24 protein-coding genes are annotated in these 24626 nt (G+C 66.7%); 11 read left to right on the top strand and 13 right to left on the bottom strand.

What is annotated here, in order from left to right; translation table 11 throughout:
* The first annotated feature begins 6 nt into the window (after nucleotides 1-6).
* Nucleotides 7-1731: a glutamine--tRNA ligase/YqeY domain fusion protein gene (locus VHC04_RS05910; protein ID WP_325678988.1), complete on the top strand. Its 1725-nt coding sequence runs from the start codon at nucleotides 7-9 to the stop codon at nucleotides 1729-1731.
* A 206-nt stretch (nucleotides 1732-1937) separates the two neighbouring features.
* Here VHC04_RS05910 and VHC04_RS05905 read toward each other — a convergent pair whose 3' ends face one another.
* From VHC04_RS05905 to VHC04_RS05890, 4 genes are all read right to left on the bottom strand, one after another.
* Complete coding sequence (locus tag VHC04_RS05905) at nucleotides 1938-4265, bottom strand: nitric-oxide reductase large subunit (protein ID WP_325678986.1); 2328 nt, start codon at nucleotides 4263-4265, stop codon at nucleotides 1938-1940.
* 157 nt (nucleotides 4266-4422) lie between these two features.
* Complete coding sequence (locus VHC04_RS05900; RefSeq protein ID WP_325678984.1) at nucleotides 4423-5166, bottom strand: SDR family oxidoreductase; 744 nt, start codon at nucleotides 5164-5166, stop codon at nucleotides 4423-4425.
* Between the two features lie 27 nt (nucleotides 5167-5193).
* Nucleotides 5194-6489, bottom strand: a complete 1296-nt coding sequence (locus VHC04_RS05895) for an O-acetylhomoserine aminocarboxypropyltransferase/cysteine synthase family protein (protein WP_325678982.1) — start codon at nucleotides 6487-6489, stop codon at nucleotides 5194-5196.
* Between the two features lie 181 nt (nucleotides 6490-6670).
* Nucleotides 6671-7459: a DsbA family oxidoreductase gene (locus tag VHC04_RS05890; RefSeq protein WP_325678980.1), complete on the bottom strand. Its 789-nt coding sequence runs from the start codon at nucleotides 7457-7459 to the stop codon at nucleotides 6671-6673.
* A 125-nt stretch (nucleotides 7460-7584) separates the two neighbouring features.
* Here VHC04_RS05890 and VHC04_RS05885 point away from each other — a divergent pair, with 125 nt between their 5' ends.
* The gene (locus tag VHC04_RS05885) at nucleotides 7585-8022 is read left to right on the top strand and encodes a phasin family protein (protein WP_325678978.1); all 438 of its coding nucleotides are present in this window, start codon (nucleotides 7585-7587) and stop codon (nucleotides 8020-8022) included.
* 188 nt (nucleotides 8023-8210) lie between these two features.
* Nucleotides 8211-8897, top strand: coding sequence for an RraA family protein (locus tag VHC04_RS05880; RefSeq protein WP_325678976.1), 687 nt, complete (start codon nucleotides 8211-8213; stop codon nucleotides 8895-8897).
* Nucleotides 8898-8920: 23 nt separating this feature from the next.
* On the opposite strand, the gene VHC04_RS05875 is transcribed toward VHC04_RS05880, so the two are convergent.
* Nucleotides 8921-9829, bottom strand: coding sequence for an ABC transporter substrate-binding protein (locus VHC04_RS05875; protein ID WP_325678974.1), 909 nt, complete (start codon nucleotides 9827-9829; stop codon nucleotides 8921-8923).
* A 111-nt stretch (nucleotides 9830-9940) separates the two neighbouring features.
* On the opposite strand from VHC04_RS05875, the gene VHC04_RS05870 reads away from it, so the two are divergent.
* Nucleotides 9941-10915, top strand: a complete 975-nt coding sequence (locus VHC04_RS05870) for a Gfo/Idh/MocA family protein (protein WP_325678972.1) — start codon at nucleotides 9941-9943, stop codon at nucleotides 10913-10915.
* A gap of 93 nt (nucleotides 10916-11008) precedes the next feature.
* Here VHC04_RS05870 and VHC04_RS05865 read toward each other — a convergent pair whose 3' ends face one another.
* Complete coding sequence (locus VHC04_RS05865; RefSeq protein WP_325678970.1) at nucleotides 11009-11782, bottom strand: SDR family NAD(P)-dependent oxidoreductase; 774 nt, start codon at nucleotides 11780-11782, stop codon at nucleotides 11009-11011.
* 130 nt (nucleotides 11783-11912) lie between these two features.
* Here VHC04_RS05865 and VHC04_RS05860 point away from each other — a divergent pair, with 130 nt between their 5' ends.
* Nucleotides 11913-12680: a hypothetical protein gene (locus tag VHC04_RS05860; protein ID WP_325678968.1), complete on the top strand. Its 768-nt coding sequence runs from the start codon at nucleotides 11913-11915 to the stop codon at nucleotides 12678-12680.
* Between the two features lie 321 nt (nucleotides 12681-13001).
* Here the strand turns inward: VHC04_RS05860 and VHC04_RS05855 are convergent, their stop codons facing one another.
* The 4 genes from VHC04_RS05855 to VHC04_RS05840 form a co-directional block, all read right to left on the bottom strand.
* Nucleotides 13002-14186, bottom strand: coding sequence for an alpha-hydroxy acid oxidase (locus VHC04_RS05855; protein WP_325678967.1), 1185 nt, complete (start codon nucleotides 14184-14186; stop codon nucleotides 13002-13004).
* Between the two features lie 162 nt (nucleotides 14187-14348).
* Nucleotides 14349-14717 (bottom strand): DOPA 4,5-dioxygenase family protein, encoded by a 369-nt coding sequence (locus tag VHC04_RS05850; protein ID WP_325678965.1) that lies wholly within the window; start codon nucleotides 14715-14717, stop codon nucleotides 14349-14351.
* The gene (locus VHC04_RS05845; RefSeq protein ID WP_325678963.1) at nucleotides 14717-16261 is read right to left on the bottom strand and encodes an acyl-CoA synthetase; all 1545 of its coding nucleotides are present in this window, start codon (nucleotides 16259-16261) and stop codon (nucleotides 14717-14719) included. The genes VHC04_RS05850 and VHC04_RS05845 overlap by 1 nt, the downstream gene beginning before the upstream one ends.
* Before the next feature lie 10 nt (nucleotides 16262-16271).
* Nucleotides 16272-17444, bottom strand: coding sequence for an acetyl-CoA acetyltransferase (locus tag VHC04_RS05840; protein WP_325678961.1), 1173 nt, complete (start codon nucleotides 17442-17444; stop codon nucleotides 16272-16274).
* A 137-nt stretch (nucleotides 17445-17581) separates the two neighbouring features.
* Here VHC04_RS05840 and VHC04_RS05835 point away from each other — a divergent pair, with 137 nt between their 5' ends.
* Entirely contained in the window at nucleotides 17582-18076 is a 495-nt protein-coding gene (locus VHC04_RS05835; protein WP_325678959.1) for a hypothetical protein, read from the top strand.
* A gap of 3 nt (nucleotides 18077-18079) precedes the next feature.
* On the opposite strand, the gene VHC04_RS05830 is transcribed toward VHC04_RS05835, so the two are convergent.
* A complete protein-coding gene (locus VHC04_RS05830; RefSeq protein WP_325678956.1) occupies nucleotides 18080-18769 on the bottom strand; it encodes an alpha/beta fold hydrolase in 690 nt (229 codons plus the stop codon).
* 61 nt (nucleotides 18770-18830) lie between these two features.
* Between VHC04_RS05830 and VHC04_RS05825 the strand changes: the two genes are divergently transcribed.
* The 3 genes from VHC04_RS05825 to VHC04_RS05815 all read left to right on the top strand — a co-directional run bounded on the left by VHC04_RS05825 (nucleotide 18831) and on the right by VHC04_RS05815 (nucleotide 21743).
* Complete coding sequence (locus VHC04_RS05825; protein WP_325678954.1) at nucleotides 18831-19721, top strand: alpha/beta hydrolase; 891 nt, start codon at nucleotides 18831-18833, stop codon at nucleotides 19719-19721.
* A 60-nt stretch (nucleotides 19722-19781) separates the two neighbouring features.
* A complete protein-coding gene (locus VHC04_RS05820) occupies nucleotides 19782-20033 on the top strand; it encodes a DUF3297 family protein (protein WP_325678952.1) in 252 nt (83 codons plus the stop codon).
* Nucleotides 20034-20501: 468 nt separating this feature from the next.
* Nucleotides 20502-21743 carry a cytochrome P450 gene (locus VHC04_RS05815; RefSeq protein ID WP_325678950.1) on the top strand — a complete coding sequence of 414 codons (1242 nt, stop codon included), beginning with the start codon at nucleotides 20502-20504 and terminating at the stop codon, nucleotides 21741-21743.
* Nucleotides 21744-21836: 93 nt separating this feature from the next.
* Here the strand turns inward: VHC04_RS05815 and VHC04_RS05810 are convergent, their stop codons facing one another.
* On the bottom strand, nucleotides 21837-22154 hold the full coding sequence (locus VHC04_RS05810; protein WP_325678948.1) for a cupredoxin domain-containing protein: 318 nt from the start codon (nucleotides 22152-22154) through the stop codon (nucleotides 21837-21839).
* Between the two features lie 65 nt (nucleotides 22155-22219).
* Entirely contained in the window at nucleotides 22220-23143 is a 924-nt protein-coding gene (locus VHC04_RS05805; RefSeq protein ID WP_325678946.1) for a metallophosphoesterase family protein, read from the bottom strand.
* Nucleotides 23144-23339: 196 nt separating this feature from the next.
* On the opposite strand from VHC04_RS05805, the gene VHC04_RS05800 reads away from it, so the two are divergent.
* Nucleotides 23340-23843, top strand: coding sequence for a sigma-70 family RNA polymerase sigma factor (locus VHC04_RS05800; protein WP_325678944.1), 504 nt, complete (start codon nucleotides 23340-23342; stop codon nucleotides 23841-23843).
* Nucleotides 23840-24604, top strand: coding sequence for an anti-sigma factor family protein (locus VHC04_RS05795; protein ID WP_325678942.1), 765 nt, complete (start codon nucleotides 23840-23842; stop codon nucleotides 24602-24604). Before VHC04_RS05800 ends, VHC04_RS05795 begins: the two co-directional genes overlap by 4 nt.
* Nucleotides 24605-24626 lie beyond the last annotated feature (22 nt).

Below are 24626 nucleotides of genomic sequence, written 5' to 3'. Positions count from 1 at the left end.
CCGAGAATGGTGGATACCGTAACGCCTGCCGTTGAACCCGGACGCGACTTCATCCGCGATATCGTCCAGGCGGATGTCGATGCCGGCCGCGTGCAAGGCGTGGTGACCCGTTTTCCGCCGGAACCGAACGGTTTTCTGCACCTCGGCCACGCCAAGGCGATCTGCCTGAACTTCGGCGTCGCCCAGGAATTCGGCGGCCGCTGCCATCTGCGCTTCGACGACACCAACCCGACGAAGGAGGAGCAGGCCTTCATCGACGCCATCCAGCGCGATGTCCGCTGGCTGGGCTTCGACTGGGGCGTGCATTTGCATCACGCCTCGGATTACTTCGAGCAGCTTTATGACTGGGCGGAGCACCTGATCCGAGCGGGCAAGGCCTATGTGGACGACACGCCGCCGGATCAGATGCGCCAGCAGCGCGGCACGCTGACGGAACCGGGCCAGAACAGCCGGTTCCGGACACGCGGCGTGGAGGAGAACCTCGACCTGTTCCGGCGCATGCGCGCGGGCGAGTTCCCGAACGGCGCGCGGGTGCTGCGGGCGAAGATCGACATGGCATCGGGCAACATGAACCTGCGTGATCCGGTGCTGTATCGCATCCTGCATGCCACCCATCCGCGTACCGGTGATGCCTGGTGCATCTACCCCACTTACGATTTCGCGCATGGCCAGTCGGACGCGATCGAGCACATCACCCACTCGATCTGCACCCTGGAGTTCGAGGACCACCGGCCGCTATACGACTGGCTGCTCGAAAACCTGCCGGTGCCGTCTCGTCCGCACCAGTATGAGTTCGCTCGGCTCAACCTGACCTACACGGTGCTGTCGAAGCGCCACCTGACCCGGCTGGTGGCCGACAAACATGTGCGCGGCTGGGACGATCCGCGCATGCCGACCCTGGCCGGCGTGCGTCGCCGTGGCGTCCCCGCCGCGGCCTTGCGGGAATTCATCCGCCGCGTCGGTGTCGCGCGTGCCTACAGCGTGGTGGATGTGGCGATGTTCGACGCGGCCATCCGCGACACCTTGAACCCGATCGCCGAGCGGCGGATGGCGGTGCTGCGGCCGCTGAAGCTGGTGATCGAGAACTATCCGGAAGGCGGGTCGGAGACACTGGAAGCGCAGAACCACCCCGACAATCCAGCCGCCGGCACGCGTCCGATCACGTTCAGCCGCGAGTTGTTTGTCGAGCGTGACGATTTCATGGAGAATCCGCCAAGGAAATTCTACCGCCTGGCGCCTGGCCAAGAGGTGCGTCTGCGCTACGGCTATTTCGTCACCTGCCAATCCGTGGTGAAGGACGCGGCCGGTGAGGTGGTCGAACTGCGCTGCACGTATGATCCGGCCTCGCGTGGCGGCAACTCGCCGGATGGGCGGAAGGTGCAGGCGACGATCCATTGGGTGTCGGCGGTGGACGCGGTGCCGGCCGAGGTGCGGCTATATGCGCACCTCTTCAACCGCCCAGATCCGGGAGCCGATGGCGATGCGCTGGCGGATTTGAATCCGGATTCGTTGGACGTGTTGAACGGCTGCCTGGTCGAACCGGCGCTGGCGGACGCGAAGCCGGGCGAGGCGGTGCAGTTCGAGCGCACCGGTTATTTCGCCGCCGATCCGGATTCGGCGCCGGGGAAACCGGTATTCAACCGGACGGTCGCGCTGCGGGATACGTGGGCCAAAGTACAAGCGGGGGCAAAGGTGCAAGCGGGGGCAAAAGTGCAGGCGGCGCGCGGCTGAGCGGGCTTACACCCACCAGGCCGCGCGTGAGTCCGACCCATGGGTGTTGCGCCCACGTCATGGCGGGCGCCGGCCCGCCGTCCACGTCTTTGCCCCCAACCCCGGCGGGCTACAACCAGCTTGCCATCGCAAAGGCATGGATGGTGGCCTTTCGGCCACCATGGCGGTGACGGGCGCTCCCGGCTCCGGCGCGACGGGTCCTGGCATCACTCCCCTGGCTGCGCCACCGGGGGAACCCGGCCGATCCGCGACGCCAGGCCCGGGTAGAACCGGCGCAGCTTGACGATGAAGTCCCACGCCATCAGCAGCGCGGCGATGGCGAACAGCACGTCGCCCGGCAGGCGCAGCCACTGCCAGACCAGCGTCGTGTTGTAGAACGCCACGCTGCGGGCATAGGCGAGGCCATGCTGAAACACCGCGTTCAGCTGCGGCCAGCCGATCGGGAAGAAGTTCAGCAGGATCCACAGCACCAGGCCGGCATTGTAGAGCCAGAAGGCCCACATCCCCACCCGCTCATTGAAGGGATCCCGCTCCGCCGCGACGTAGCGCAGGCAGAAGTAGACCAGGCCGATCGCGAGCAGGCCGAACGCACCGAACAGCGCGGTGTGTGCGTGGTTCAGCGTCAGGAACGTCCCGTGCTCATAGTAGTTGATCAACGGCGCGTTCAGCGTGCCGCCGCCGAACACGCCGGCGCCGACGAAGTTCCAGAACGCCGCGCCGATGATGTAGGTGTAGGCGAGCCGGTAGTTGAAGGTCCGATGCGCGCGAATGAGCCGGTACTGGCCGATCGCCTCGATGATCAGCAGCACCAGCGGCAGCACCTCGATGAACGAGAACATGCTGCCCAGCGGCACCCACATGCTCGGCCCACCGGCCCAGTAGAGGTGGTGGCCGGTGCCCAGCACGCCGCCCAGAAAGATCAGGATCAGCTCGAAATAGACGGCCCGTTCCGCCAGCTTGCGGGAGACCAGGCCGACCGCCATCAGCAGATAGGCGCTCATGCTGGCAGCAAAGAATTCGAACGACTGCTCGACCCAGAGATGAACGACCCACCAGCGCCAGAAGTCGGTGATGGTGAACGACCGGCCGACGCCGGTCAGCGGGATCATGCCGAACACGTACAGGACGGCGATGTTGATCGTGGCCGCCCAGATCAGGTTCTCCAGCCGGATGCGGCCGGTCCAGAACTGCCATGTCGCCTGCCGCAGCATCGGCCAGGTCGGCCACAGCGCCCTGAACATCAGGCCGCTCCAGATGATCAGGCCGAGGAAGAAGCCGATCTGCCAGGCTCGGCCGAGCTGGATATAGGACAGGCCCTGGTTGCCGAACCAGAACCACGCTCTGTCGATATAGCCCATGATGCCGAGCCAGTTGCCGATCAGGGCGCCGGCGACGATGAGCAGGGTGACGTAGAACAGGGCGTCGACCAGGAACGCCTGGCCCTTTGCCTCACGCCCGCCGGCGATGGCCGGCGCCAGGAACAGGCCGGAGCCGATCCACGAGACGCCGATCCAGATGATCGGCGACTGGATGTGCACGTCGCGGAGGAAATTGAACGGCAGCCAGTTTTGCAACTCGATGCCGTAGAAGGAGCGCCGGTCGTAGTAGGCATGCGCCATGATCGTGCCGGCGGCGATCTGCAGCAGCAGCACGATGGCGACCACGAGGAAATACTTGCCGATCCTGCACTGGCTCGGCGTCAGCGGCCCGAAATTGGCCAGCACCGGGTCCATCGGCGCGTCGTCGGGATGGTTCAGCCACGCTTCGTAAACGAACAGGACCATGCCGAAGGCCAGGAAGGTGAAACAGAAGCTGGCCCAGGTCCAGATAAAGGTGTTGGCCGTCGGCGTGTTGCCGACCTCGGGTTCATAGGGCCAGTTCTCCGTCCACGACCATGCCACGTTCGGCCGGCGCGCCACGGTGGTAATCGCGCTGTAGATCAGGAAGTTGGCGGTTTGCAGCTTCTCATCCGGTGTGAGGCTGAAGGCCGGGGTCCAGCCGGTTTCAACATCCGCGGTGCCGAGTTCCCTGGCGATGGTGTCCCGCAGTTGTGGAATGGCGGCCGCGACGGCGTCGGAGACCGTCACCGTGGACTGCGTCAGGTCGATGCCCTGGAGCTGGGACCGCATCGCGTCCTTGACCGCCGCCTGCTGGTCGGGCGGCAGGGCGCGGTATGGCTTGCCATAGGTGGCGGTGGCGACACCGTCCTCCACCAGCCCCGCCAGGCGCACGAGCGTCCATGCGGTGTAATCCTGCCCGTAGTACGACCCCATTCCGTAAAGGCTGCCGTAATCCATCAGGTCGGCCTTCTGAAAGGCGCCCTTGCCGGCCAGGATATCCCCGTCCGTCATCAATGTCGTACCCGCGGCGGAGACCAGCCGCTCCGGCTCCGGCGGGGCACGCTCATAAGTCAGGACGGTTGCCCAGGCGAACAGCGCGAAGCACACCACTGCGGTGCCAAGCAGGACCCACTTCAGGACGTTGCTGACGGGATCAACGACAACCGCTGTTGCTGGCTGGCTTGCCTGGCTCATGAACGTGCCCCCTTGGCGCTTCGTGCTTGTTGTTCGGCTCGCAGGGAACTGCGGCTTCTACCGGAACGTTCGGGAGGCGCATAAAGAGGCGCGCGGGCCATTCACGATTCCGTGAGCGGGCGCCGTGGGCAAGGGGCGGCAAGCGCCGCCGCCGATGTTATTCCGGATAGATCATCTTCCGCGTGACGCCGCCGTCGACGACGAACTCGGCGCCGGTGATGAAATGGCTCTCCGGCCCGATCAGGAAAGCGGCGAGACCGGCGATATCCTCCACCGTCCCCACCCGCCCGGCGGGATGAAACGCATGCTCTTCCGGTGTCGGTTGCGGGCCCTTGGTGAAGATCCATCCGGGGCTGATACAGTTTACCCGTACCTCCGGCCCCAGGCTGACCGCCAGCGCATGGGTCAGCGCCACGACGCCGCCTTTCGACGCGCTGTAGGACTCCGTATCGGGCTCCGACATATGTGCGCGGGTCGACGCGATGGTGACCACCGCGCCGCGGGCGGTGCGCAGCATCGTCTCGAAGCCGCGAACCAGCAGGAAGATGCTGGTCAGGTTGGTCGCCAGCACCGAGGACCATTCCGCCAAGCTCAGGTCGCGGACCGGTTTACGGATCATGAAGCCGGCATTGCAGATCAGCGCGTCCAGCCGCTGCTCCGTCCCATCCACATCGGCGACGAGACGCGCCACCGCCGCCTCATCGCCGACGTCGCAGAGGACGAAACGGCCGCCAGCCGGAGCGGTGCCAATCGGAGCGGTGCCAATCGGGGCGGCACCGGCCGGGTCGCGGTCCGCCACCACCACGCGCCAGCCATCCGCGGCAAGCCGGGAGGCGATGCCGGCGCCGATGCCCCGGGCACCGCCAGTGACCAGGGCGACGCGGCCGGACGCACCGGTCATGCTGCTGTCCTGATCACCGGGCGCGCGTTACCGGCCGGCGGCGTCCAGCGCCTGGGCCAGGTCGCCCAGGATATCGTCGATATGCTCCAGCCCGATCGACAGCCGCACATAGCCCGGCGTCACCCCGGTCGCCGCCTGCTCGGATTCCGTCAGCTGCGAGTGGGTGGTGCTGGCCGGATGGATCGCCAGGCTGCGCGCGTCGCCGATATTGGCCACGTGGTAGAACAGCTTCAGCGCGTCGATGAAACGCCGTCCGGCGTCCAGACCGCCGGCCAGCTCGAACCCGACCAGTCCGCTCTGGCCTTTCGGCATGTATTTGGCCGAGCGTTCAGCGGCCCACCCCTGGTGGTGCGCCGGATGGATGACGCGCCTGACGTCCTTGCGCCCGGCCAGGAAATTGGCGACAGCCAGCCCATTGCGGCTGTGTTCGCGCATGCGCAGCGGCAGGGTCTCGATGCCTTGCAGGAACAGGAAGGCGTTGAACGGCGACATCGCGGCGCCCAGGTCGCGCAGCAGGGTGACGCGCATCTTCAGGATATAGGCGATCGGCCCCAGCGGCTTCACCGCCTGCGACCAGACGGCGCCGTGATAGGACGGGTCTGGCGTGTTCAGGGCCGGCTGGCGCTGCGGGAAGGCCTCCCAGTCGAAATTGCCGCCATCGATTATCGCGCCGCCGATCGAGGTGCCATGGCCGCCGATATATTTCGTCGTCGAATACATCACCACGGCCGCCCCATGCTCGAACGGGCGCACCAGCAGCGGGGCGGCGGTGTTGTCGATGACCAGCGGAATGCCTTGCTTGCGGCCGATGGCGGCCACTTCGGCGATCGGGAACGGGATCAGCTTCGGGTTTGGCAGCGTCTCGGCGTAATACACGCGGGTCTTGTCGTCGGTGGCGTTGGCGAAGGCTTCCGGGTCCTTCGGATCGACGAACCGCACCTCGATCCCCTGGTCCTTCAGCGTGTTGGCGAACAGGTTCCAGGTGCCGCCATACAGGTCGGTGGAGGCGACCACATTGTCTCCCGCGCGGGCCAGGTTCTGCACGCAGAACGCCGAGGCCGCCTGTCCGGACGCCACCGCCAGCGCCGCCACGCCGCCCTCGATGGCCGCCAGGCGCTGCTCCAGCGCATCGGTGGTCGGGTTCATGATGCGGGTGTAGATGTTCCCCAGCTCCTTCAGCGCGAACAGGTTCGCCGCGTGCTCCGCGCTGTCGAACTGGTAGGACGTGGTCTGGTAGATCGGCACGGCGACCGAGTTGGTCGCGCTGTCGCGGCGCCAGCCTGCGTGCAGGGCGAGTGTCTCCGGGTGCTTGCTGATGGTCATCTCGTTGGCCTCCTGACCGGGATGGGGGGCGCACTATAGGCAAAGCAGGGCTGACGTAAATCTCCGGTGCGGCAGCGAAATTTTCTGATCCGTGCCGACCGTGGCGACGTAAACTCCGTCTCCTGCGCCGGCGCGCCAGAGAAAATCCGCCGCCGCGCCGGCTTGCGCTATCCGCCGGCCGCTATTCGGCTGCCTCCTTCTGCCGCAGCGCCGTGCGGCCGCGGCGCAGCGCGCTGGCGATCGTTTCGGCCGGCATGGCGCCCGAAAACAGGCCGTAGCCGTCCAGGAAGAAAGCGGGAACGCCGTTCACGCCGGCCTCTCGCGCGGCCTGATCGGCGGCGCGCATCTCCCGATCCGCCAGGCCGGAGGCGAGGAAGGTGGCCGCTTCCGCGCGGTCCAGGCCGGCCTCGGCGGCGCAATCGGCCAGGACCTCCCGGTCCCCGATATCGCGGCCCTGGGTGAAATAGGCCTTGAACACGGCTTCCATCACCGCGTCCTGCACGCCCTTCCGGCCGCCGAACCAGACCAGCCGGTGTGCGTCGATCGTGTTCGGCGTGCGGGTCATCAAGTCGGTGCGGAAGTCCAGGCCGACGCCGGCCGCCGCTTCGGTGATCCGGGCGTCGAGGGCGGCGGCCTGTTCGGCGCTGCCGAACTTCCAGATGCGATAGGCGGTGCGGTCGCGGCCTTCCTTCGGCATGTCGGGATTGAGCTGGAATGGATTCCAATGGACACTGAATGTCAGGCCTTCCTGCGCCAGTTGTGCCAACGCACGCTCCAACTGCCGCTTGCCGATATAGCACCATGGGCAGACCGCGTCGGAGACGATGTCGATCCGCGTGCCGGCCGTGGCGACGGCGGGCCGTGGCGCCGCCTCGGCCGCCGGCACCGCGCATCCGTCGGGGCCGCAGACTTCACCCTGACGAGTGTCTCCACCCTGACGAATGTCGCCGTTGGGCATGCTGTCATCCATCGGATCGCCTCCCTAAAAATTAATGGAAAGCCACGGAGCCGCCGGCATGGGACAACTTGGTTTTCCAGTCTGGACGCACTACCCTGACTGACATTGCTGCACCGGTCCAGCAACAGGAGGCTAGAATGGCGTTCCCGCCCAAGATGTCCGACTTCGGCGACTTTACCAAAATCTTCGCCGATCTGAAATTTCCTGCCATGCCCGACATGGATGCCTTCGTTGCGGCCAGCCGCCGGAACATCGAGACCCTTACCGCCGCCAACAAGGTCGCCCTCGAAGGCGCCCAGGCGGTCGCTCGGCGGCACATGGAGATCGTGCAGCAAAGCATGTCCGACATCAGCGACGCGGTGCGGTCCTTCGCCGTGTCCGAAAGCCCGCAGGCACGCGCATCGCGGCAGGCGGAGCTGCTGAAACAGGCCTATGAGCGGTCGGTCGCGAACATCAAGGAACTCAGCGATATAATCCAGAAGTCGAACGAAGAGGCGCTGCAATTGCTGCACCACCGCTTCACCGAGGCGATGGATGAGGTCAAGTCGCTGGCCGAGAAGGCCGACAAGAGCTGAGGCATCTGCCGCGGTCCCCCGACCGCGACACTTTCCGCTCAACACACGCCAGTATTCGATTTCGAAGGAGCGCGCGCCGGATGGGGCCGCGCTTCTTTGCATGAACCAGATTGGCGTGACTCAGAAACCGCACAGTCGCAAAGCCGCGCATCGCGCGCCGGCGATGCGCGATCCAAGGGGAACGGACCATGCTGGAAAACCCACCCGTCCTGACGATCCATCGCGGCTTTCGCCGCGCGGACAAGCAGCTGATCGATCGGTTTCATGGCGCGCAGACCTCGCATCTGGCCGATGCGATGGACGGGCGCGGCGCGCTGGACTACCGCATCAAGCCGCTGGACCCGTCGACCGCGATCTTCGCCGGCCCTGCCATCACGGCCTTCGCCTATCCGGCGGATGTCATGGCGGTGTTCGGCGCGCTGGCGGAAGCGGAGCCGGGTGACGTGATCATCGTCGCCAATGACGCATTCACCCGCACCGCGGTGCTGGGGGACATCGCCGCCGGCATGATGAAGAACAAGGGCGTCGCGGCCTTTGTCACCGATGGCCTGGCGCGGGACAAGGCCGGCATCATCGCCACGGGGTTGCCGGTGTTCTGCCAGGGCATCCAGCCGAATTCGCCGGCCATGAACGGACCGGGCGTGGTCGGCGCCCCGATCACCTTGAGCGACGTGCATGTCGAGCCGGGCGATATCGTGGTCGGCGACGCCGATGGCGTGGTGGTGGTACCCGTCGCGCAGGCGGAACGGGTACTACAGCGCCTGGCCGCCATCCGGGCGGCGGAAGAGCGAACCTTGAAGGCGGTGGCCGACGGCGCGGTGATGGCGGCCGGTGCCAGGCGGTTCATCGAGCAGGCGACGATCATCGAACGGTAGCAGGCGTCGGGCCCGGCGGCGGCTCATCCGCCGGACGCGAGCGCTTCTTCGGCCAGGCTGGTATCGACGCATGCGCTGAAGGGGATGTCCCGCTTCAGCGCGCCGCCGGACCGCATCGCGGCGACGAGCCGGTCGAACCCTTCCCGGCGGATCAGGGGATCGGGACCGTACAGGTCCAGCGCCTTGTAGCGGTCAATGGCGGCCGCAAACAGGGCGGGGGACAGGTCGGGGAAGTATCCGTGCAGCGTACGCGCGATCCCGGCCCCCGGCGTGGCACGGATCCAGCGTAGCGTGCGGCGCATGCCGCGCACCATCGCCAGCAACTCGTCGCGCCGCGTCGCGATGACGGACCGGCGGGTGTTCAGCGTGGTATAGGCGGTCAGGCCGCGCGACGCCGCGGCGTACCACAGATGACCGGCGCCGGAGGCCAGCAGTTCCTCGGCGTAAGGCTGGAAAAGCTGCACCGCGTCAACCGCGCCGTCACGCAGCGCCTGGGCGTTCCCGGCCATCGTGCCGCCGGCAATGCGCGGCACCAGGGCGGGATCGGCGCCGTCGCGCCGGATATCGTCCTGCAGGCACAGCCACGGCGTGGGGACTTCGGAGACCGTCGCCAGGCGGACCTTGGTCAGGTCCGCGGGGCGGAAATCGGGACGCGGCGCACGGCCAATGACGAAGAACGGGTCGCGGGCGACGACATCGCAGAAGCAGACGATGTCGCTGGCCGGGTCGGCATCATGCTGCAGCAGCACCCGCAGCGGCCCGCCCCACATCACGTCCACATCGCCCGCGTTCAGCGCCGCGGCGGTGCGTTCCGGGCTGCTGGATTCGCGCAGCCGGACATCGACGCCCTCGGCCCGGTAGGCGCCGATCGCGTGGGCGGCATAGAATGGGGTATAGAACAGCGCCCTGAAATTTTCCGACAAGATGATCATGCTGGTCCCGCTGCTTGCGCCCCCGCCCAGGATGCGCCACGCAATGGGGCAGCGCCAGTGGGGCAAGCGCCAGTGGGGCAAGCACCAGTGGGGCAGCAGGAGGAAAACATCATGCGCATCGTCATGATCGGTGTATCGCACTGGCACACACCGTTCTTTCTGGACCCGAGCCTGGCGCTGCCCGATGTATCGGTGGTGGGCGTCAGCGATCCGGATATCAGCCGGACGCAGGCGGCCGCGGCCAAGGCGCGCTGCCCGGCGTTCAGCGACTACCGGGAAATGTGCTTGCGCCTGAAACCGGATTTCGCCTTTGCCCTGGCGCCGCACTGCGACATGGCGGAGCTCGCGCGCTTTCTGATCGACCAGCGCATTCCGTTCGCGATGGAGAAGCCCTGTGCCATCAATGCCGCCGAGGCCGCGGATATCGCGACGCGTGCCGAGGCGGCGGGGGTGTTCGCGGCGGTGCCGTATGTCATCCGCTACAGCCCGCTTCTCGAAACGATCCGCGAGGTCGCTCGGAACGAGCCGGTGCAGTACGCGACGTTCAAGTTCATCGGCGGCATGGTGGATCGTTACGCGCAGCAACGGGTTGAGTGGGTCACGGACCGCGCCCGATCCGGCGGCGGGCCGCTGTTGAACCTGGGTGTGCATTTCCTGGATCTCAGCCGTGTGCTGCTGGGCGGCGCGGACCTGGCTGTCACGGGCGCGATGATGTCGAACCGGCAGGCACATCTGTCGATCGAGGACCACGCCGTGGTGCTGATGCAGGGCGGCGGGGCGAGTTGCATGGTGGAGACGGGATACCTGTATCCGGCGCCGAACTCGGTGTTCGACCTGCACTACAGCATCCGGACCGAGAATCACTATTTCGCGGCGCGGGACGATTCCATGCTGGAGATCGTCACCAACAACCGGACGCGCAGCACGCGCGAAATGAAGCTGACGAACGTGTATTTCTATCCGACCTTCGTGCGTGACACGCTGCGGCGGCTGCGGGACGGACGGAAGCCGATCGCCGACCTGTCGGATAATGCAGCGGCGGTACGGCTGGTCGAGGCGGCGTACCGGATGTCGCCGTTGGGATAACGGCTGGCGGACCGGTGGGGCTGGCGCCCGCCATGGCCGTGGCGATGGCGCCAGTCACCCATGCCGACCGGTCCGCCAGCGGAACAGAGAATATCAGAACAGCGAATACCCGCCGTCGATCACGAAGGTATCACCTGTATGATATTTCGATGCCGAGCTCATGAGATAGACTGCGATGCCGCCGAAATCGTCGCCGTCGCCCCAGCGGCGCATCGGCACGCGCGGCAGCACTTTTTTCTGGAACCCTTCCGTATTGACCGCGTTCGCCGTCATGTTCGTTTCGATCCAGCCCGGCAAAATCGCGTGCGATCGAACACCGTAACGGGCGAATTCCACCGCCATGGCGCGGACCATGGAGATCAGGCCGCCCTTCGTGGCCGCATAATGCTCCGACCGCGGTGCCGCCTCGATCGCGGCGAGGGATGCGGTGCCGACCAGCACTCCGCCGCCGCCACGCTTCACCATATGGTTCGCCGCCGCGCGGAAGGTATAAAACGCACCATCCAGGTTGATGCGCGTGACGCGGTGCCATTCGTCGCTGGTCATTTCCAGGAAGGTATGACCGCCGCGGCCCGACACGCCGGCATTGGCGAAGCAGCCATCGATGCGGCCGAAATGATCCAGTGTGCGCGCGAAGGAGGCCTCGACCGCCGCTTCATCGCCGACATCGCATACCAGCGTCAGCACCTTGCGGCCGGTCGGTTTCAGTGCCTCGGCGGCGGTGGCATTCTTCGTGGCATTGGTGCCCCAGATGGCGATGTCGGCGCCGGCCTCGGCCATCGCCTTGGCCATGCCCAGGCCGATGCCGCTGTTGCCGCCGGTGACGAGCGCGACCTTGCCGGTCAGATCGAAGGGGCTGTAGGCCATGATGGCATCTCCTGCTTGACGTTTCGTCCCGGCTGTCTACCACCTGCGGCGGCCGGGGCAATGGGCGCGGCGGCCGGATTTGGCGGTCAGGCGGCTTTGTGCCTAGACTTTCCGCAAAGGAGATATCCGCATGATCCTGACGGCAGACAGCGTTGTCGCGCACCGGACGGCACGGCGCAAAACCCATAATGGCTGGCACACGACCTATATCGGCCAGAACCGCAACACGCTGAAGGAAGGCGATGCCGTTCCGTCCTCGGACGGCCTCTACCCGATGGCTTTCCTGGTGGAGAAGGAGGCCGGCGCGGTCGTGCATCCGCACTTCCACCAGGCGGACCAGTATCAGGTCGTGGTGCAAGGGTCCGGCCGGTTGGGCATCCATGATATCGCGAGCGTCGCCGTGCATTATACGGATGCCTATTCCGCCTACGGCCCGATCGTGGCGGCCGAGGAGGGCGTCGCTTGGTTCACCTTGCGCAACGCCTGGGACCCCGGCGCGCGCTACATGCCCGAACATCGCCGCCAGCTGCGGGAGGCGCGGGCGAAATATCAGCACCGGGAGGCCACTTGCGGTCCGCTGCCGCCGCTGACGGACGCCGAGCTGGCTGCCTTGACGGCGCCATCGATGATGGCGGTGATCGCGGAAGCGCCTGATGGTGTCGGCACCTGGCGCTATACCGTTCCCGCCGACGGGTCGGTGGTCGGTCCGGACCCGGCAACCGGCGGGGGGCAGTTCTGGCTGGTGGCGTCGGGGTCCGCCGGCCTGCCGGGCGGGGCGCTGCTGCCGGCGCAGTCGGTGGTGTTCGTGGCGCCGGACGATGCAGCCGCCACGCTGCTGGCCGGGCCCGGCGGCGCGGACCTGATCTGCATGCAGTTCCCGACGCGGGCCAGGGACTGATCGGCACGCCGACTGATCGCCACGCCGACTGATCGGCACAGCGGCGGAAACAGCGCCAGCGGGCGAGCGCGGGAGCCAGCGCGGCGGGCACTTTCGCCGGTTCCCGGCGGTCGCTTTCGCCGGTTCCCGGCAGGCACTTTCGCCGGTTCCCGGCAGGGGGGCCATGCCGGCACCACCCGCGCCTTGTCGAGCTCGCCTGGGGTTGCGGAGCGGGGATTGCGGACCGGGACTGACGCCCGCAGCGGGCCTGCGCCCGCCATGATGGGACGGAACCGCCGCGGAAGGAACCACGGATTGGCCGGCATCGCTGCCGGCCTGGCATTACTCCACCATCAGCCGGTTGCTTTCCCGGTCGCGGAAGAAAATATCGGTGCTGATCTCATCGACACCGTTGCAGCCGGTATAGGCCATCGTCTTGTCCATTTCGGTCTGGATGAAGCCGATCGCCTTGCCGGCGCCGGCCTCGCCGCCGACCGCGGTGCCGTACAATGTGGCGCGCCCGGTCAGCACGCATTTCGCCCCCAATGCCAGTGCCTTGACGATGTCCGACCCACGCCGCACGCCGGAATCCAGGATGACGGTGGCCTTGTCGCCGACCGCTTCGGCTATCTCGGGCAGCATGTCCAGGGTGGCGGCGGCGCTGTCCATGTTGCGGCCGCCATGGTTGGACACGATGAGCCCGTCCACGCCGTAGCTGATCGCCTTCAGCGCATCGTCCACCCGGTTGATGCCCTTCAGCATCAGAATCCCCGGCCACTTGTCGCGAAAGATCCTGATGTCGTCCCAGTTCAGGCTGTCCTGCCGCATGACTTCCCGGGTGCCAGGATCGGTGCCGATCGGACGACGATACGGGTCCGGATAGTTCTCGTTGCGCGGCATGCCGATCGTGCGGAAGTATTTCAGCAGGACCGTGGTGAACCAGGTGGGATGCTGCATGATATCCCAGGTAAAGCGCCAGGTGGGATGGAATGGCAGCAGGAAGCCGTTCTTGGCATTGTATTCGCGGTTCGGCGGCACGATCGTATCGGTCGTGACGATCAGCGCCTCGAACCCGTTGTTCTTGGCCCGCTCGATCAACTGATAGGACAGCTCGCGCTGCTTCCAGACGTAAAGCTGGAACCACAGGCGGAAATTCGCCTCCTTGGCGATCTTCTCCATCGAGGTCATGGCGCCGGTGGCCAGGGTGAAGGGGATCTTCGCCCTTGCCGCCGCCTTGGCCAGCTCCAGCTCCCCTTCATGCCAGCACAGGCCGGCCGCGCCGGTGGGGGCGATCGCCATCGGCAGGCTGATTTCCTTGCCGAACAGCGTCGTCTTCGTGGACCGGCCCGACACGTCCACCAGTGCCCGGTGCTTGAGACGGATTTTCTCGAACGCAGAGCGATTGTTACGCAGGGCGATCTCGTCCTCGGTGGCACGGTCGACAAACTCGAACACCCCGCGTGGCAGCCGCTTCTTCGCCGCTTCGCGCAGGTCAAACACGTTGTAGCAATCGTCGAGCGCAGCCATTTCCGATCCCCTTTGGTCCTCGGATGATGAAGCCGGGCAGGGGGATGTCAAGAACCTGTCATCGGGGCACCGGGTGATGGCGGCGGCGCCGATCGGGGTGTCCGGGGTGGAGACCGGGGAGTTCGGCGTGGCGGAAGCAGCGTCGGATGCCGCCGTGCGGGTTCACGCCGCGCCGTCGCTGGTTTCCCGCAGGATCTCCGTCTTCAGCGGCAGCACCGCGCCCATCCAGGTGGCATGCAGGGTGTGATCATCGCGCGGACGGCCTGATTCCGGATGCAGCAGCACGGTCAGGCCCATGCGATTGAGCATCACGAACGGCACCAGCGTCGGAAACATGTCGGGCGCGAAGGCGATCTGGTACATCGAGGTCGGATGTGGTCCGACCGGATTGTCGTGCCAGCGGCCCATGCGGACGGGGAACCTTGCCTGGATCCATTCACGCAGCAGGGCAGCGGTCTCGCGCGTTGCCGGATCGTAATAGACATGCATGTGGTAATCGGAGATCCGGGCCGGATCGGTCGGCGTTGTCATCACATGTCCTTCTGCAGCAAATGTTTCACCTCACGCTTCGTGACCTTGCCGTAGCCGGATTTCGGCAGCTCCGACCAAAAGGCGAACCGTTCCGGCCATTTATACCTGGCCAGCTTGCCGTCCAGATGCGCCAGCAATTCCTGTGATGTCACCGTGGCACCGTCCTCCAGCACCAGCACGGCCGTGCCGCTTTCGCCCCATTTCTCGTGTGGCATGCCCACCACGCAGGCTTCGGCCACGGCGGGGTGCGTCAGCAGCACTTCCTCGATCTCTCGCGGATAGATGTTCGACCCGCCGGAGATATACATGTCGGACGCTCGGCCGGTGATGAACAGAAAGCCTTGCGCATCCAGATGGCCCAGGTCGCCGGTGTGGAACCAGCCATGGGCGAAGGCGTTGCCGGTGGCTTCCGGGTTGTCGTGATAGCCGGCGAAAACGCCAGGCCCGCGCACGCAGATTTCGCCGGTGGTCCCGGCCGGCAGGCGCCGGCCCTGGTCGTCCAGGATCGCGATCTCCATGCCGGTGCGCGGATAGCCGCAGGAGCCGACCGGCATCCGGGAATCGTCCTCGCTGTGCAGGTGCGGCGGCAGCACCGTGATATTGCCGGTGACCTCGCCCAGGCCGAAATACTGCACGATCACCTTGCCCAGCTTCCGCAGCGCATGCACCTGGTCGGCACGGTACATCGGCGCGCCGGCATAGATAACGTATCGCAACGATCTATGGTCGTAGCGGTCCACCGATTCGTGCCGGGTCAGCATCGTCAGGATCGTCGGCACGGTAAACATGTTGGTGACGCGGTGGGCTTCCACCAGACGCCAGGCTTCCTCGCAGTCCAGCTTTTCGCCGGACAGCAGAACCGACACGGCCCCGCGCGCGATCTGCGGCAATGCATGGATGCCGGCGCCGTGCGACAGCGGCGCCACCACCAGCGAGGCGTCCTGCTCCGTCGTCGCCGGCATCAGGTCGCACAGATGGTTGCAGACGACGTATTCAAGCTGGCCATGCGTCAGCACGCCGGCCTTCGGCCGCCCGGTGGTGCCGGAAGTGTAGAAGAACCAGGCCGGATGGTCACGCTCCACGTCCGCCGGCACCTCCATCCGATCGGGATGCGTGGCGAACGCCTCCCAGGTCAGGCCGCTGTCGCCGATCCAGATTTCCAGCCGGCAGCTCGGGTTCTCCGCCTTCGCCGCCGCCGCGTGGTCGGGAAAGGCGTGGTCGAAGATATGTACCGAAGCACCCGAGGACTGCGCCAGATACGCCACCTCGGGCGGGGTGAGCCGGAAATTGGTCGGCACCCAGGTGGCGCCGATCATCCAGCTGGCGAACATCGTTTCCAATACGGCGTTGCCATTGCGGGCGTGCAGCAGAATGCGGTCGCCATGGCGCACGCCGCGCGCGGCCAGTGCCGCCGCGGCCGCCTGGACACGCTCGCGGAACGCGCGCCAGGTCCAGGTCCGGTCGCGCCAGATGATCGCCGGGCGGTCGGGAAACCGCCGGGCGGTCTGGATCAACAGGTGCGCCAGGTTGCTGGTGGGGATCATGGCGCGCGGGTCAGCGCAACGGCTCCAGGATCGACACGTAGTTGGCCACCGCCGCGCCGCCCATGTTGAACACCGCGCCCAGATCGGCCTTCGGCAACTGCATCCCGCCCGGCGCCTGTCCGGTGAGCTGCATCGCCGTGATCGCGTGCATCGACACGCCGGTGGCGCCGATCGGATGGCCCTTCGCCTTCAACCCGCCCGAGGGATTGATCGGCAGCCTGCCGTCCTTCTGCGTCCAACCCTCCAGCACCGCGCGGGCGCCCTGGCCGGGCGGGGTTAACCCCATCGCCTCGTATTCCAGCAGCTCCGCGATGGTGAAACAGTCATGCGATTCGACGAAGGACAGATCGGACAGCGTGTTGTCCGCCGCCGCCAGGGCTCGCTTCCACGCCTCTGCCGCGCCCTCGAACCCGGTGATGTCGCGCTTGCTGATCGGCAGGTAGTCGTTCACCTGCACCGCCGCCTTGAACCGCACCGCCTTGCCCATCGCGCGCGCCGTGTCCTCGTCGGCCATGATCAGCGCCACGGCGCCGTCCGATACCAGGGAGCAGTCGGTCCGCTTCAGCGGCGGGGCGACATAGGGGTTCTTTTCCGACACGGTGCGGCAGAACGCATAGCCCAGGTCCTTGCGCATCTGCGCGTACGGGTTGTCGACACCGTTCTTGTGGTTCTTCGCCGCGATTGCCGCCAGCGCGTCCGACTGGTCGCCATAGCGCTGGAAGTATGTCTCGGCGATCTTGCCGAACACGCCCGCGAAGCCGGCGGGGATGTCGGCTTCCTCCTTCTGGTAGCTCGCCTTCAGCAGGATGTCCCCGACTTCCTTGCCTGGCGTCGCGGTCATCTTCTCCACCCCGATCACCAGGGCGAAGCGGCCGCGGCCCGATAGCAGGAAGTCACGCGCACCATGGATCGCGGCGGAGCCGGAGGCGCAGGCATTCTCATACCGCGTGATCGGCTTGAACCGCAGCTCCGGCACGTGCTGCAGCACCAGCGAGGACGGGAAGTCCTGCGCCGAGAACCCGTTATTGAACAGGGAGACGAAGGTCGCCTCGATCTCGTGCGCTTCGACGCCCGCGTCCGCGATGGCGGCGCCCGCGACCCGGCCGATCAGGGATTCGATATCCGGGTCTTCCAGCTTGCCGAACGGCGAATGGGCCCAGCCGACGATGCAGGCTTCGGTCATGGTTGCTCCCTCCTGTGGGAATGCGTATCCCACGACCCTAGCGCATCGCGCGCGCCGGGGGGAGGGGGCGGGCAGCCGTATCAACCCGCAGCCGTATCAACCCTCTGCGGTGCTCACCAGCAGGAGAACCGGACCGCATGTTCCAGCCGACCATCCGCGCCGTTGCCGGGATTCTGGTGGTCCTCTCGGTCCTGTTGCCGAACCTGGCCTGGGCCGGCGGGCTTGCCGCGCGCTGTGCCGCGCTGGGCAACGATGACACGATCCGGTCGTACCAGCCGTCGCTGCGTCCCGGCATCGAGGCCGCGTTCCAGCGCCGGTTTCCGGGTGCCGGGCGGCCGAGCCGTGGCACGCTGCGGGCGCAGACGCATATCAGGTGCATGGACGGGCAGTTGCTGGTCTGCTTCACGGGCGCCAACCTGCCGTGTGGCAAGATCGACACCGACCGCGCCAACCCGGGCGCCGAGGCGTTCTGCCGTGACCACCCGCAAGCCGATGCCGTTCCGGCCTATGCGACCGGGCACGACACGGTGTTTGGCTACCGGTGCCGGGATGGCAAGGCGAAGGTCAGCGGCCGGAACTTCCCCATCGACGCGCGGGGCTTCGCATCCACCCTATGGACGCCGATCGACTGACCGTTACGTCCTCATCATCAGTTTCGCCAGCGCCTCGGGTTCCGTCAGCATCGGATAGTGTCCCGTATCCAGTTCGTACCACCGGGCACCCAGCGTCTCGGCGGCGCGGCGCTGATGCGCCACCGGCGGATTGACGCTTTGCTTGCACCAGATGACCGACGCGTCCCATTTCTGATCCCAGAAACTGTCGAGCTTCACCGGTGACGCCATCGCCGCCACCGGATGCGGCGTGACGCGGTCCAGCGCCCATGCCTTGGTCGGCCCGTCCAGCGAGATGAACATGCGGCTGGCCGCGTCCTCCCGCGACGGGCCGGTGCCGATATCGGTGGTCACGGCGGTCGGCCGCTTGACGTGATCGGCGACCGTTTCGCCATTGAACAGCGCCAGCGCGTCGGCCAGGACGACGCGTCCGATGCGGTCACGGGTCGTTTCCGCCACGCGGGCGGCGACCATGCCGCCGCAACTGGTGCCGACCAGCACGATGTCGCGCAAGTCCTCGAAGAACAGCATCTCCGACACCTCGGCAGCCTGCGTCTCGGTCGTGATCCCGGGCCGCAGCGCGTGCCGGCGTTCCGCGCAGCCATCCAGCGTGGGCGCGAACACGGTGTGGCCGGCGGCGCGCAGGAATGGCGTGACTCGCTGCCAGATCCAGCCGCCCTGATAGGCGCCGTGCAGCAGGACATAGGTTGCCATGTAGCCGTCTCTCCCCGATGGTTCTTGCCGCCAGCCAAGCACGCGAGGAGGAAAACGCCAAATGTCCAGCCGGCCCGTCAGTTTCTACAGCGAAGGCGTGCGCCTGTCGGGTGATCTGTTCCTGCCGGACGGGCTGAAGCCGGGTGAGACGCGGCCGGGTATCCTGCTGTGCCATGGCTATACGGGTGTGCGAAGCCTGTACCTGCCCGACACGGCGAAGGCGTTGACCGATGCCGGTTATGTGGTGCTGACCTTCGACTACAAGGGGTGGGGCGACAGCGACGGACCGAAATCGCGTCTATCACCCTATGGCCGCGTGCTGGATTCGCAGGCGGCGCTGACCTTTCTGGGCGCGCAGGACATGGTGGACGCCGACCGCCTGGGCATCTACGGCACCTCCTATGGCGGTGCGACCGTCACCTGGGTCGCCGCGGTGGATCCGCGCGTGAAGGTGGTGGTCTCGGTGGTCGGGATCGGGCATGGCCGCCGCTGGATGCGCAGCGTGCGCCGCCCCGATGAGTTCGCCGACCTGCTGAAGCTGGCGGAGGAGGATCGCGTTCGCCGTGTCATGACCGGGGAATCGAAATTCGCCGATCGCAATGAGGTCCTGCTGCCCGATCGCCAGTCGGCCGAGCTGGCGGCGGCCGCGCGTCGCGGCAATCCCGGCGCGGTGGGGGAGATTCCGCTGGAATACATCGACGACACGCTGGGGTTTCATCCGGAATGGATCGTCGACAGGATCTCGCCGCGTCCGATCCTGTTCATCACCTGCGACAATGACCGGCTGGTGCCGCCGGAGGAGAGCGAGTCCCTCTACGCCCATGCCAGGGAGCCGAAGAAGCTGATCGTGCTGCAGGGCTGGGGCCATTACGAGGTCTATGCCGGCGAGGCCTTCCGCCAGGTGATCGAGCCGACCATCGCCTGGTACCAGCACTATCTCCCGATCGGGTGAATCGACAGGCCAGCCCGGGAACGCTATCGGGGCGGCTCCGTTTGTGCCGATAGGTAGACCATGTCCGACGACGCCCCGCCCGACCGCCTGTCCAGTGACCCGCGCAGCCCCTTCTTCAATGAGGAGCTGCTGCGGCGGGGCATCGGCATCCGCTTCAAGGGCGAGGAGCGGACGAATGTCGAGGAATACTGCATCAGCGAGGGCTGGATTCGCGTCGCCGTCGGCCGCACGCTGGACCGGCGCGGGAACCCGATGACGATGAAGATCAATGGGCCCGTCGAAGCCTATTTCCGCGACGCGAAGGCCGGATGATCGTCGGCACCGGCATGCCGGCGCCGGCATGCCGGATGGTCCGTGATCGTCCATGGGGCGATATGCGTGTCCGGCGGCAGCGTCACGCCGCCGAACCGGCGAACGGGATGGCGGGCGCATCGTCCTGCGCCTCGATGGCGGCGGGAGCGGTGAGCGTGCCCGTGGCGACACCAATGCGGCGAATGGCGCTGGCGCGGGCGATCGAGAGGGACCAGCAGAGCGGCCGTTGCGGGCGACGGCGGTTTCGGCCTCGGCGCCGGCTTCGGCGGCGTCCACCAGCCGGGATAGCCGGGTTTTGGCGTCGCGCATGTTGATCGTGGCCATGGCGTGATCCCGGCTGCGTTCTGACTGGACCCGACCTGGCCATTGATGCTGGGCTACTGACGCTGGCCATTGGCAAGAATCATCGGCGCACCCGCGTCGCGGCCATGGTAGCGTCCTCCGCCGTGCACTCAGGGAGGACGTGTCGTGTCCCAGACAGGCAGCCTTGGCTTCGATCCACGCAACCCGGCCTTCGTCGCCGACCCGTACCCGTTCTTCCGCCAATTGCGCAGCATGGCGCCGGTCTGGAAGGCGCCGATCGGCCGCTGGTTCGTCACCGGCTACGACGACTGCGCCCTGGTCCTGAAGGACCGCCGCTTCGGCAAGGATTACACGGACCCCGAGGCCTTGACCCGCCGCTTCGGCCCGACCGCGCTACAGGAACCGGCCGTGGTCGAATTGACCAACATGATGCTGATGCGCGACCCGCCGGATCACACACGCCTGCGCAGCCTGGTCACCCAAGCCTTCACCGCTCGGCGCATCGAGGCGTTGCGCGGCCGCATCCAGGCCCTGGCCGACGCGCTGCTCGACAAGGTCCAGGCGCAGGGTGGCAGGCCGGGCCGCATGGACGCGATCCGCGACCTCGCTTTCCCGTTGCCGGTGCTGGTCATCTGCGACCTGCTGGGCATTCCTGAAGAAGACCAGGCCCGCTTCGTCACCGGCTCCGCCTCGGGCGGCGCGCTGCTGAACCCGACCCCGCCGACGCGGGCGGAGCTGGATGCCGCCAATGCCGGGGTCCTGGAAACCGGCCAGTATTTTGAGCGTCTGTTCGAGTTGCGCCGGCGGGAACCGCGCGACGACCTGATCACCAAACTCGTCCAGGCCGAGGAAAACGGCGACCGGCTGACCACCAATGAGCTACGCGCCAACGTCAACCTGCTGTTCGCGGCCGGGCACGAGACCACGGTCAACCTGATCGGCAACGGCATCCTGTCGCTGCTGCGCCATCCTGATCAGTGGCAGCGCCTGCGCGCGGAGCCGGGGCTTATTCCGAACGCGATCGAGGAAATCCTTCGCTACGAATGCCCGGTGCAGGCGGTGGCGCGCACCGTCGCGGAACCGCTGGAGCTGGCCGGCGTGCCGTTGCAGCGCAGCGAAATCGTGGTGACCCTGATCGGCGCCGCCAACCGCGACCCGGCCGTGTTTCCGGATCCGGACCGTCTGGACGTCACCCGCAAGGACCTGAAGCCGCTGTCCTTCGGCGGCGGCATCCATTTCTGCCTCGGTGCCCAGCTCGCTCGGATCGAGGCGGCCATCGTGTTCGAGACCCTGCTGCGCCGCCTGCCGGACCTGCGCCTGCTGGAGCCGGATGCGCCGCAATGGCGCGCCAGCTTCACCTTGCGGGGGCTGACGACCCTACCGGTGGGATGGGGGCCGGTGGGATAGAGGACGGTGAGATAAAGGACGCCGGTGACCGGGCCGGCGTCCCTCCTGGGCGTCAACTGTCATAACGCGCCGTGGGAACGTCTGGCGATCGCGCTAGCGGACCACGATGTCGCCATGCATATGCGGATGCAGGCCGCAAATATATGCGTATTGCCCCGGCTTATCGAACCGATGTGAGAACGTGTCGTTGGTGTCGAGGGCCTTCGACCGATCGCTGCCATCCGTCAGGACAATCGAATGGGGGATGTCGTCGTCATTCCTCCAGGTCACCTCAGTGCCGGGCGCGACGGTCACCATCGCCGGAGAGAACGCGAAGTTATCGATGGTGATCCGGGCCGCCGCCGACGACCGGCCGGATCCATGGCAGGCGATCCATATCGCAGAGCCGCTGAGCATGGCCTTCAGGCTCATGCTCAACAGGGCGCGACGCCCCATGCGGGATAGCCGATCCGGAATGATCATGATCTCGCTCCGCCTCATTCGGCCAGCGTGTGATCGACGATGGCCAGCGCCGCGTCGCTGCGGACCAGTGTGACCCGGGTCGTGCCCAGATAGGCTTTCAACGCCCCCGGCGGCACCGCCACAGGCCCCGGACCTTTCGCCTGGCCGGGCGTGCCTTGCGGAAACGCGGTCGAGCGCGCGGTATGGAAGGTGACCTGGCCCTCCACCTTCTGCATCACCTGGTGGATATGCCCGTTCAGCACCGTGACGGAGCCGAACCGTTTCAGGTAGCTCAACGCGCGAGCGCCGTCGGCGGTGCCCCAGCCCCAATCCTCGGCCACCATCCATAACGGGATATGGGCAAAGACGACGATCGGCGTGCTGGCGCCCAGATGCGCCACATCGCGTTCCAGCCATTCGAGCTGCTCGTTGCCCAGATTGCCCAGGCCGCCGCCTTGCAGGTTCACCACGTTGACGAGGCCGATGAAGTGAACGCCACCGACGTCGAAGCTGTACCACCCGTCGCCCCTGGTTTCCTTGCCGTACCGGTTCAGATAGCTCCGGCCATTCTCCTCCAGCACGTCGTGCTCGCCGGGAACCGTGAAGCTCCGCAATCCCGTCCCGCCGAGAAGTTGTGATACGGTATCGAACTCACCCGGCTTGGAAAGATGGGTCAGGTCACCGGTATGGATCAGGAAGGCCGGCCTGGCCGGTGCCATGGCGACCTGCCTCAAGGCGTCCTGGAAGGTCGCGGTGACGTTCGTGTTGACCGGTTTGTCGAAGCCGATATGGCTGTCGCTGACCTGGGCGAAGGTGAAATCGCCGCCTGCCGCCTCGGCCTCCGTGATCAGCCGGGAGCGTGGCACCCCGGCGGCGACCGTCCACAGCATCGCGCTGCCCGCCCAGCTCATGCATTTCAGGAAGCCGCGCCGATCCGGCGCCATCGCGTTGACGTTCATAAGAGCCCCTCCTGCCGCGGCGGACCGGAATGATCCGCCTGGGCGCCCTACCGGCATGACCGGCGGCTTATTCCCCGCCAAAAAATGAAATCATGGCGGGAATAAATCGCGGCGGCCGCTGGTAGGATGGGGGATTGCCGGGGACTCACCAGTTTTGGCGACCAATGGCCGCACCAGACGTTTCGAACTTTTGGCGATGCCGCATTTGGCGGCGGCGTTCAATCTGGCTCGCTGGCTGACTGGAAACCCGGCCGACGCCCAGGATGTCGTGCAGGATGCCTATCTGCGTGCCTTCCGTTACTTCGACTCCTTTCGCGGCGGTGACTTTCGTGTCTGGCTGCTGAGCATCGTGCGCAACAGTTTCCTCACCTGGGTGCGGGACAACCGGTCGGGGCACCTGGTGTTCGAGCCGGGGTTGACCGACATCACCGGCGCGGACAGTTGGGCCGATCCGACGCCGGGCCCGGAAGCGATCCTGTTGGAGCAGCTGGACCGCGACACGTTGACCGTGCTGGTGGCCGCGCTGCCCGCTGAATATCGGGAGGTGCTGGTCCTGCGTGAACTTGAAGACCTGTCCTACAAGGAGATCGCACGGATCGCCGATGTGCCCGTTGGAACCGTCATGTCCCGCCTGGCCCGTGCGCGGCGGGCGCTACGGGTCGCCTGGCATCGGCATGAAGCGGGGAAGGCGGCGTCGTGAACCACCAGACTGCCCTGCGCTGGCTCCAGGCCGCCGTCGACCGGCAGGTGGGCCCGCTGCGCGGCTTCCTGCTCGACCGGCATGTCGCGCGTTGCGCGATCTGCCGAGCGGAACAGGATAGGCTGCTGAGCATGCGGACGGCGATCAGGGCGACCCTGGAGTATCATCGTGCTCCCCCCGACCTGGCGGCGCGGATCGGTGCCGCTCTGCCGCGGGAGGCGCCCCCTGAGTCGGTACCCGCCCGGTCCTGGCGGCAGCCGCTTGGCTTCAGCCTCGCCGGGGCGCTGACCGGCGTGGCGCTGACCGGCGTGGCGCTGACTCTGGCCCTGACGCACCCTTCGCCGTCCCGCGACACGCTGGTGGACGAGGCCGTTGCCGGCCATGTGCGGTCGATGCTGGCCGACCACCTGACGGATATCGCCACCAGCGACCGGCATACGGTCAAGCCCTGGCTGTCCGCCCGGCTGGATTTCTCGCCCGTCACACGCGATTTTGCGACCGAAGGCTATCCACTGGTGGGGGGGCGGCTGGACTATATCGCCGGGCGGCACGCCGCCGCGCTGGTCTACCGGCGCGACAAGCATGTCATCAACCTCTTCGTCACCGTCTCAGACCAGCCGGATGCGGCTCCCACGCTCACGCAGAAGGACGGGTTCAACGTCGTCTCCTGGCGGGCCGGGGGCTTGCGCTATGTCGCGGTTTCGGATGTGGAGCCGGCGCAGCTGCAAGCCTTTGCCGCCCTGATCCGGCATCCGGGGTGAATGACCGATATCGGCACCCGAA

This window comes from Rhodopila sp. (genome assembly GCF_035548095.1).
Taxonomy (GTDB): Bacteria; Pseudomonadota; Alphaproteobacteria; order Acetobacterales; family Acetobacteraceae; genus Rhodopila.
Note: the sequence above shows the minus strand (reverse complement) of the source record. Positions and strands in the feature narration are given on the sequence as shown.

Bases quoted from the DNA above. Each gene is read 5' to 3' on its own strand.
- VHC04_RS05910 (WP_325678988.1), top strand. From the start codon at position 7: ATGGTGGATACCGTAACGCCTGCCGTTGAACCCGGACGCGACTTCATC.
- VHC04_RS05905 (WP_325678986.1), bottom strand. From the start codon at position 4,265: ATGAGCCAGGCAAGCCAGCCAGCAACAGCGGTTGTCGTTGATCCCGTC.
- VHC04_RS05900 (WP_325678984.1), bottom strand. From the start codon at position 5,166: ATGACCGGTGCGTCCGGCCGCGTCGCCCTGGTCACTGGCGGTGCCCGG.
- VHC04_RS05895 (WP_325678982.1), bottom strand. From the start codon at position 6,489: ATGACCATCAGCAAGCACCCGGAGACACTCGCCCTGCACGCAGGCTGG.
- VHC04_RS05890 (WP_325678980.1), bottom strand. From the start codon at position 7,459: ATGGATGACAGCATGCCCAACGGCGACATTCGTCAGGGTGGAGACACT.
- VHC04_RS05885 (WP_325678978.1), top strand. From the start codon at position 7,585: ATGGCGTTCCCGCCCAAGATGTCCGACTTCGGCGACTTTACCAAAATC.
- VHC04_RS05880 (WP_325678976.1), top strand. From the start codon at position 8,211: ATGCTGGAAAACCCACCCGTCCTGACGATCCATCGCGGCTTTCGCCGC.
- VHC04_RS05875 (WP_325678974.1), bottom strand. From the start codon at position 9,829: ATGATCATCTTGTCGGAAAATTTCAGGGCGCTGTTCTATACCCCATTC.
- VHC04_RS05870 (WP_325678972.1), top strand. From the start codon at position 9,941: ATGCGCATCGTCATGATCGGTGTATCGCACTGGCACACACCGTTCTTT.
- VHC04_RS05865 (WP_325678970.1), bottom strand. From the start codon at position 11,782: ATGGCCTACAGCCCCTTCGATCTGACCGGCAAGGTCGCGCTCGTCACC.
- VHC04_RS05860 (WP_325678968.1), top strand. From the start codon at position 11,913: ATGATCCTGACGGCAGACAGCGTTGTCGCGCACCGGACGGCACGGCGC.
- VHC04_RS05855 (WP_325678967.1), bottom strand. From the start codon at position 14,186: ATGGCTGCGCTCGACGATTGCTACAACGTGTTTGACCTGCGCGAAGCG.
- VHC04_RS05850 (WP_325678965.1), bottom strand. From the start codon at position 14,717: ATGACAACGCCGACCGATCCGGCCCGGATCTCCGATTACCACATGCAT.
- VHC04_RS05845 (WP_325678963.1), bottom strand. From the start codon at position 16,261: ATGATCCCCACCAGCAACCTGGCGCACCTGTTGATCCAGACCGCCCGG.
- VHC04_RS05840 (WP_325678961.1), bottom strand. From the start codon at position 17,444: ATGACCGAAGCCTGCATCGTCGGCTGGGCCCATTCGCCGTTCGGCAAG.
- VHC04_RS05835 (WP_325678959.1), top strand. From the start codon at position 17,582: ATGTTCCAGCCGACCATCCGCGCCGTTGCCGGGATTCTGGTGGTCCTC.
- VHC04_RS05830 (WP_325678956.1), bottom strand. From the start codon at position 18,769: ATGGCAACCTATGTCCTGCTGCACGGCGCCTATCAGGGCGGCTGGATC.
- VHC04_RS05825 (WP_325678954.1), top strand. From the start codon at position 18,831: ATGTCCAGCCGGCCCGTCAGTTTCTACAGCGAAGGCGTGCGCCTGTCG.
- VHC04_RS05820 (WP_325678952.1), top strand. From the start codon at position 19,782: ATGTCCGACGACGCCCCGCCCGACCGCCTGTCCAGTGACCCGCGCAGC.
- VHC04_RS05810 (WP_325678948.1), bottom strand. From the start codon at position 22,154: ATGAGCCTGAAGGCCATGCTCAGCGGCTCTGCGATATGGATCGCCTGC.
- VHC04_RS05805 (WP_325678946.1), bottom strand. From the start codon at position 23,143: ATGAACGTCAACGCGATGGCGCCGGATCGGCGCGGCTTCCTGAAATGC.
- VHC04_RS05800 (WP_325678944.1), top strand. From the start codon at position 23,340: ATGCCGCATTTGGCGGCGGCGTTCAATCTGGCTCGCTGGCTGACTGGA.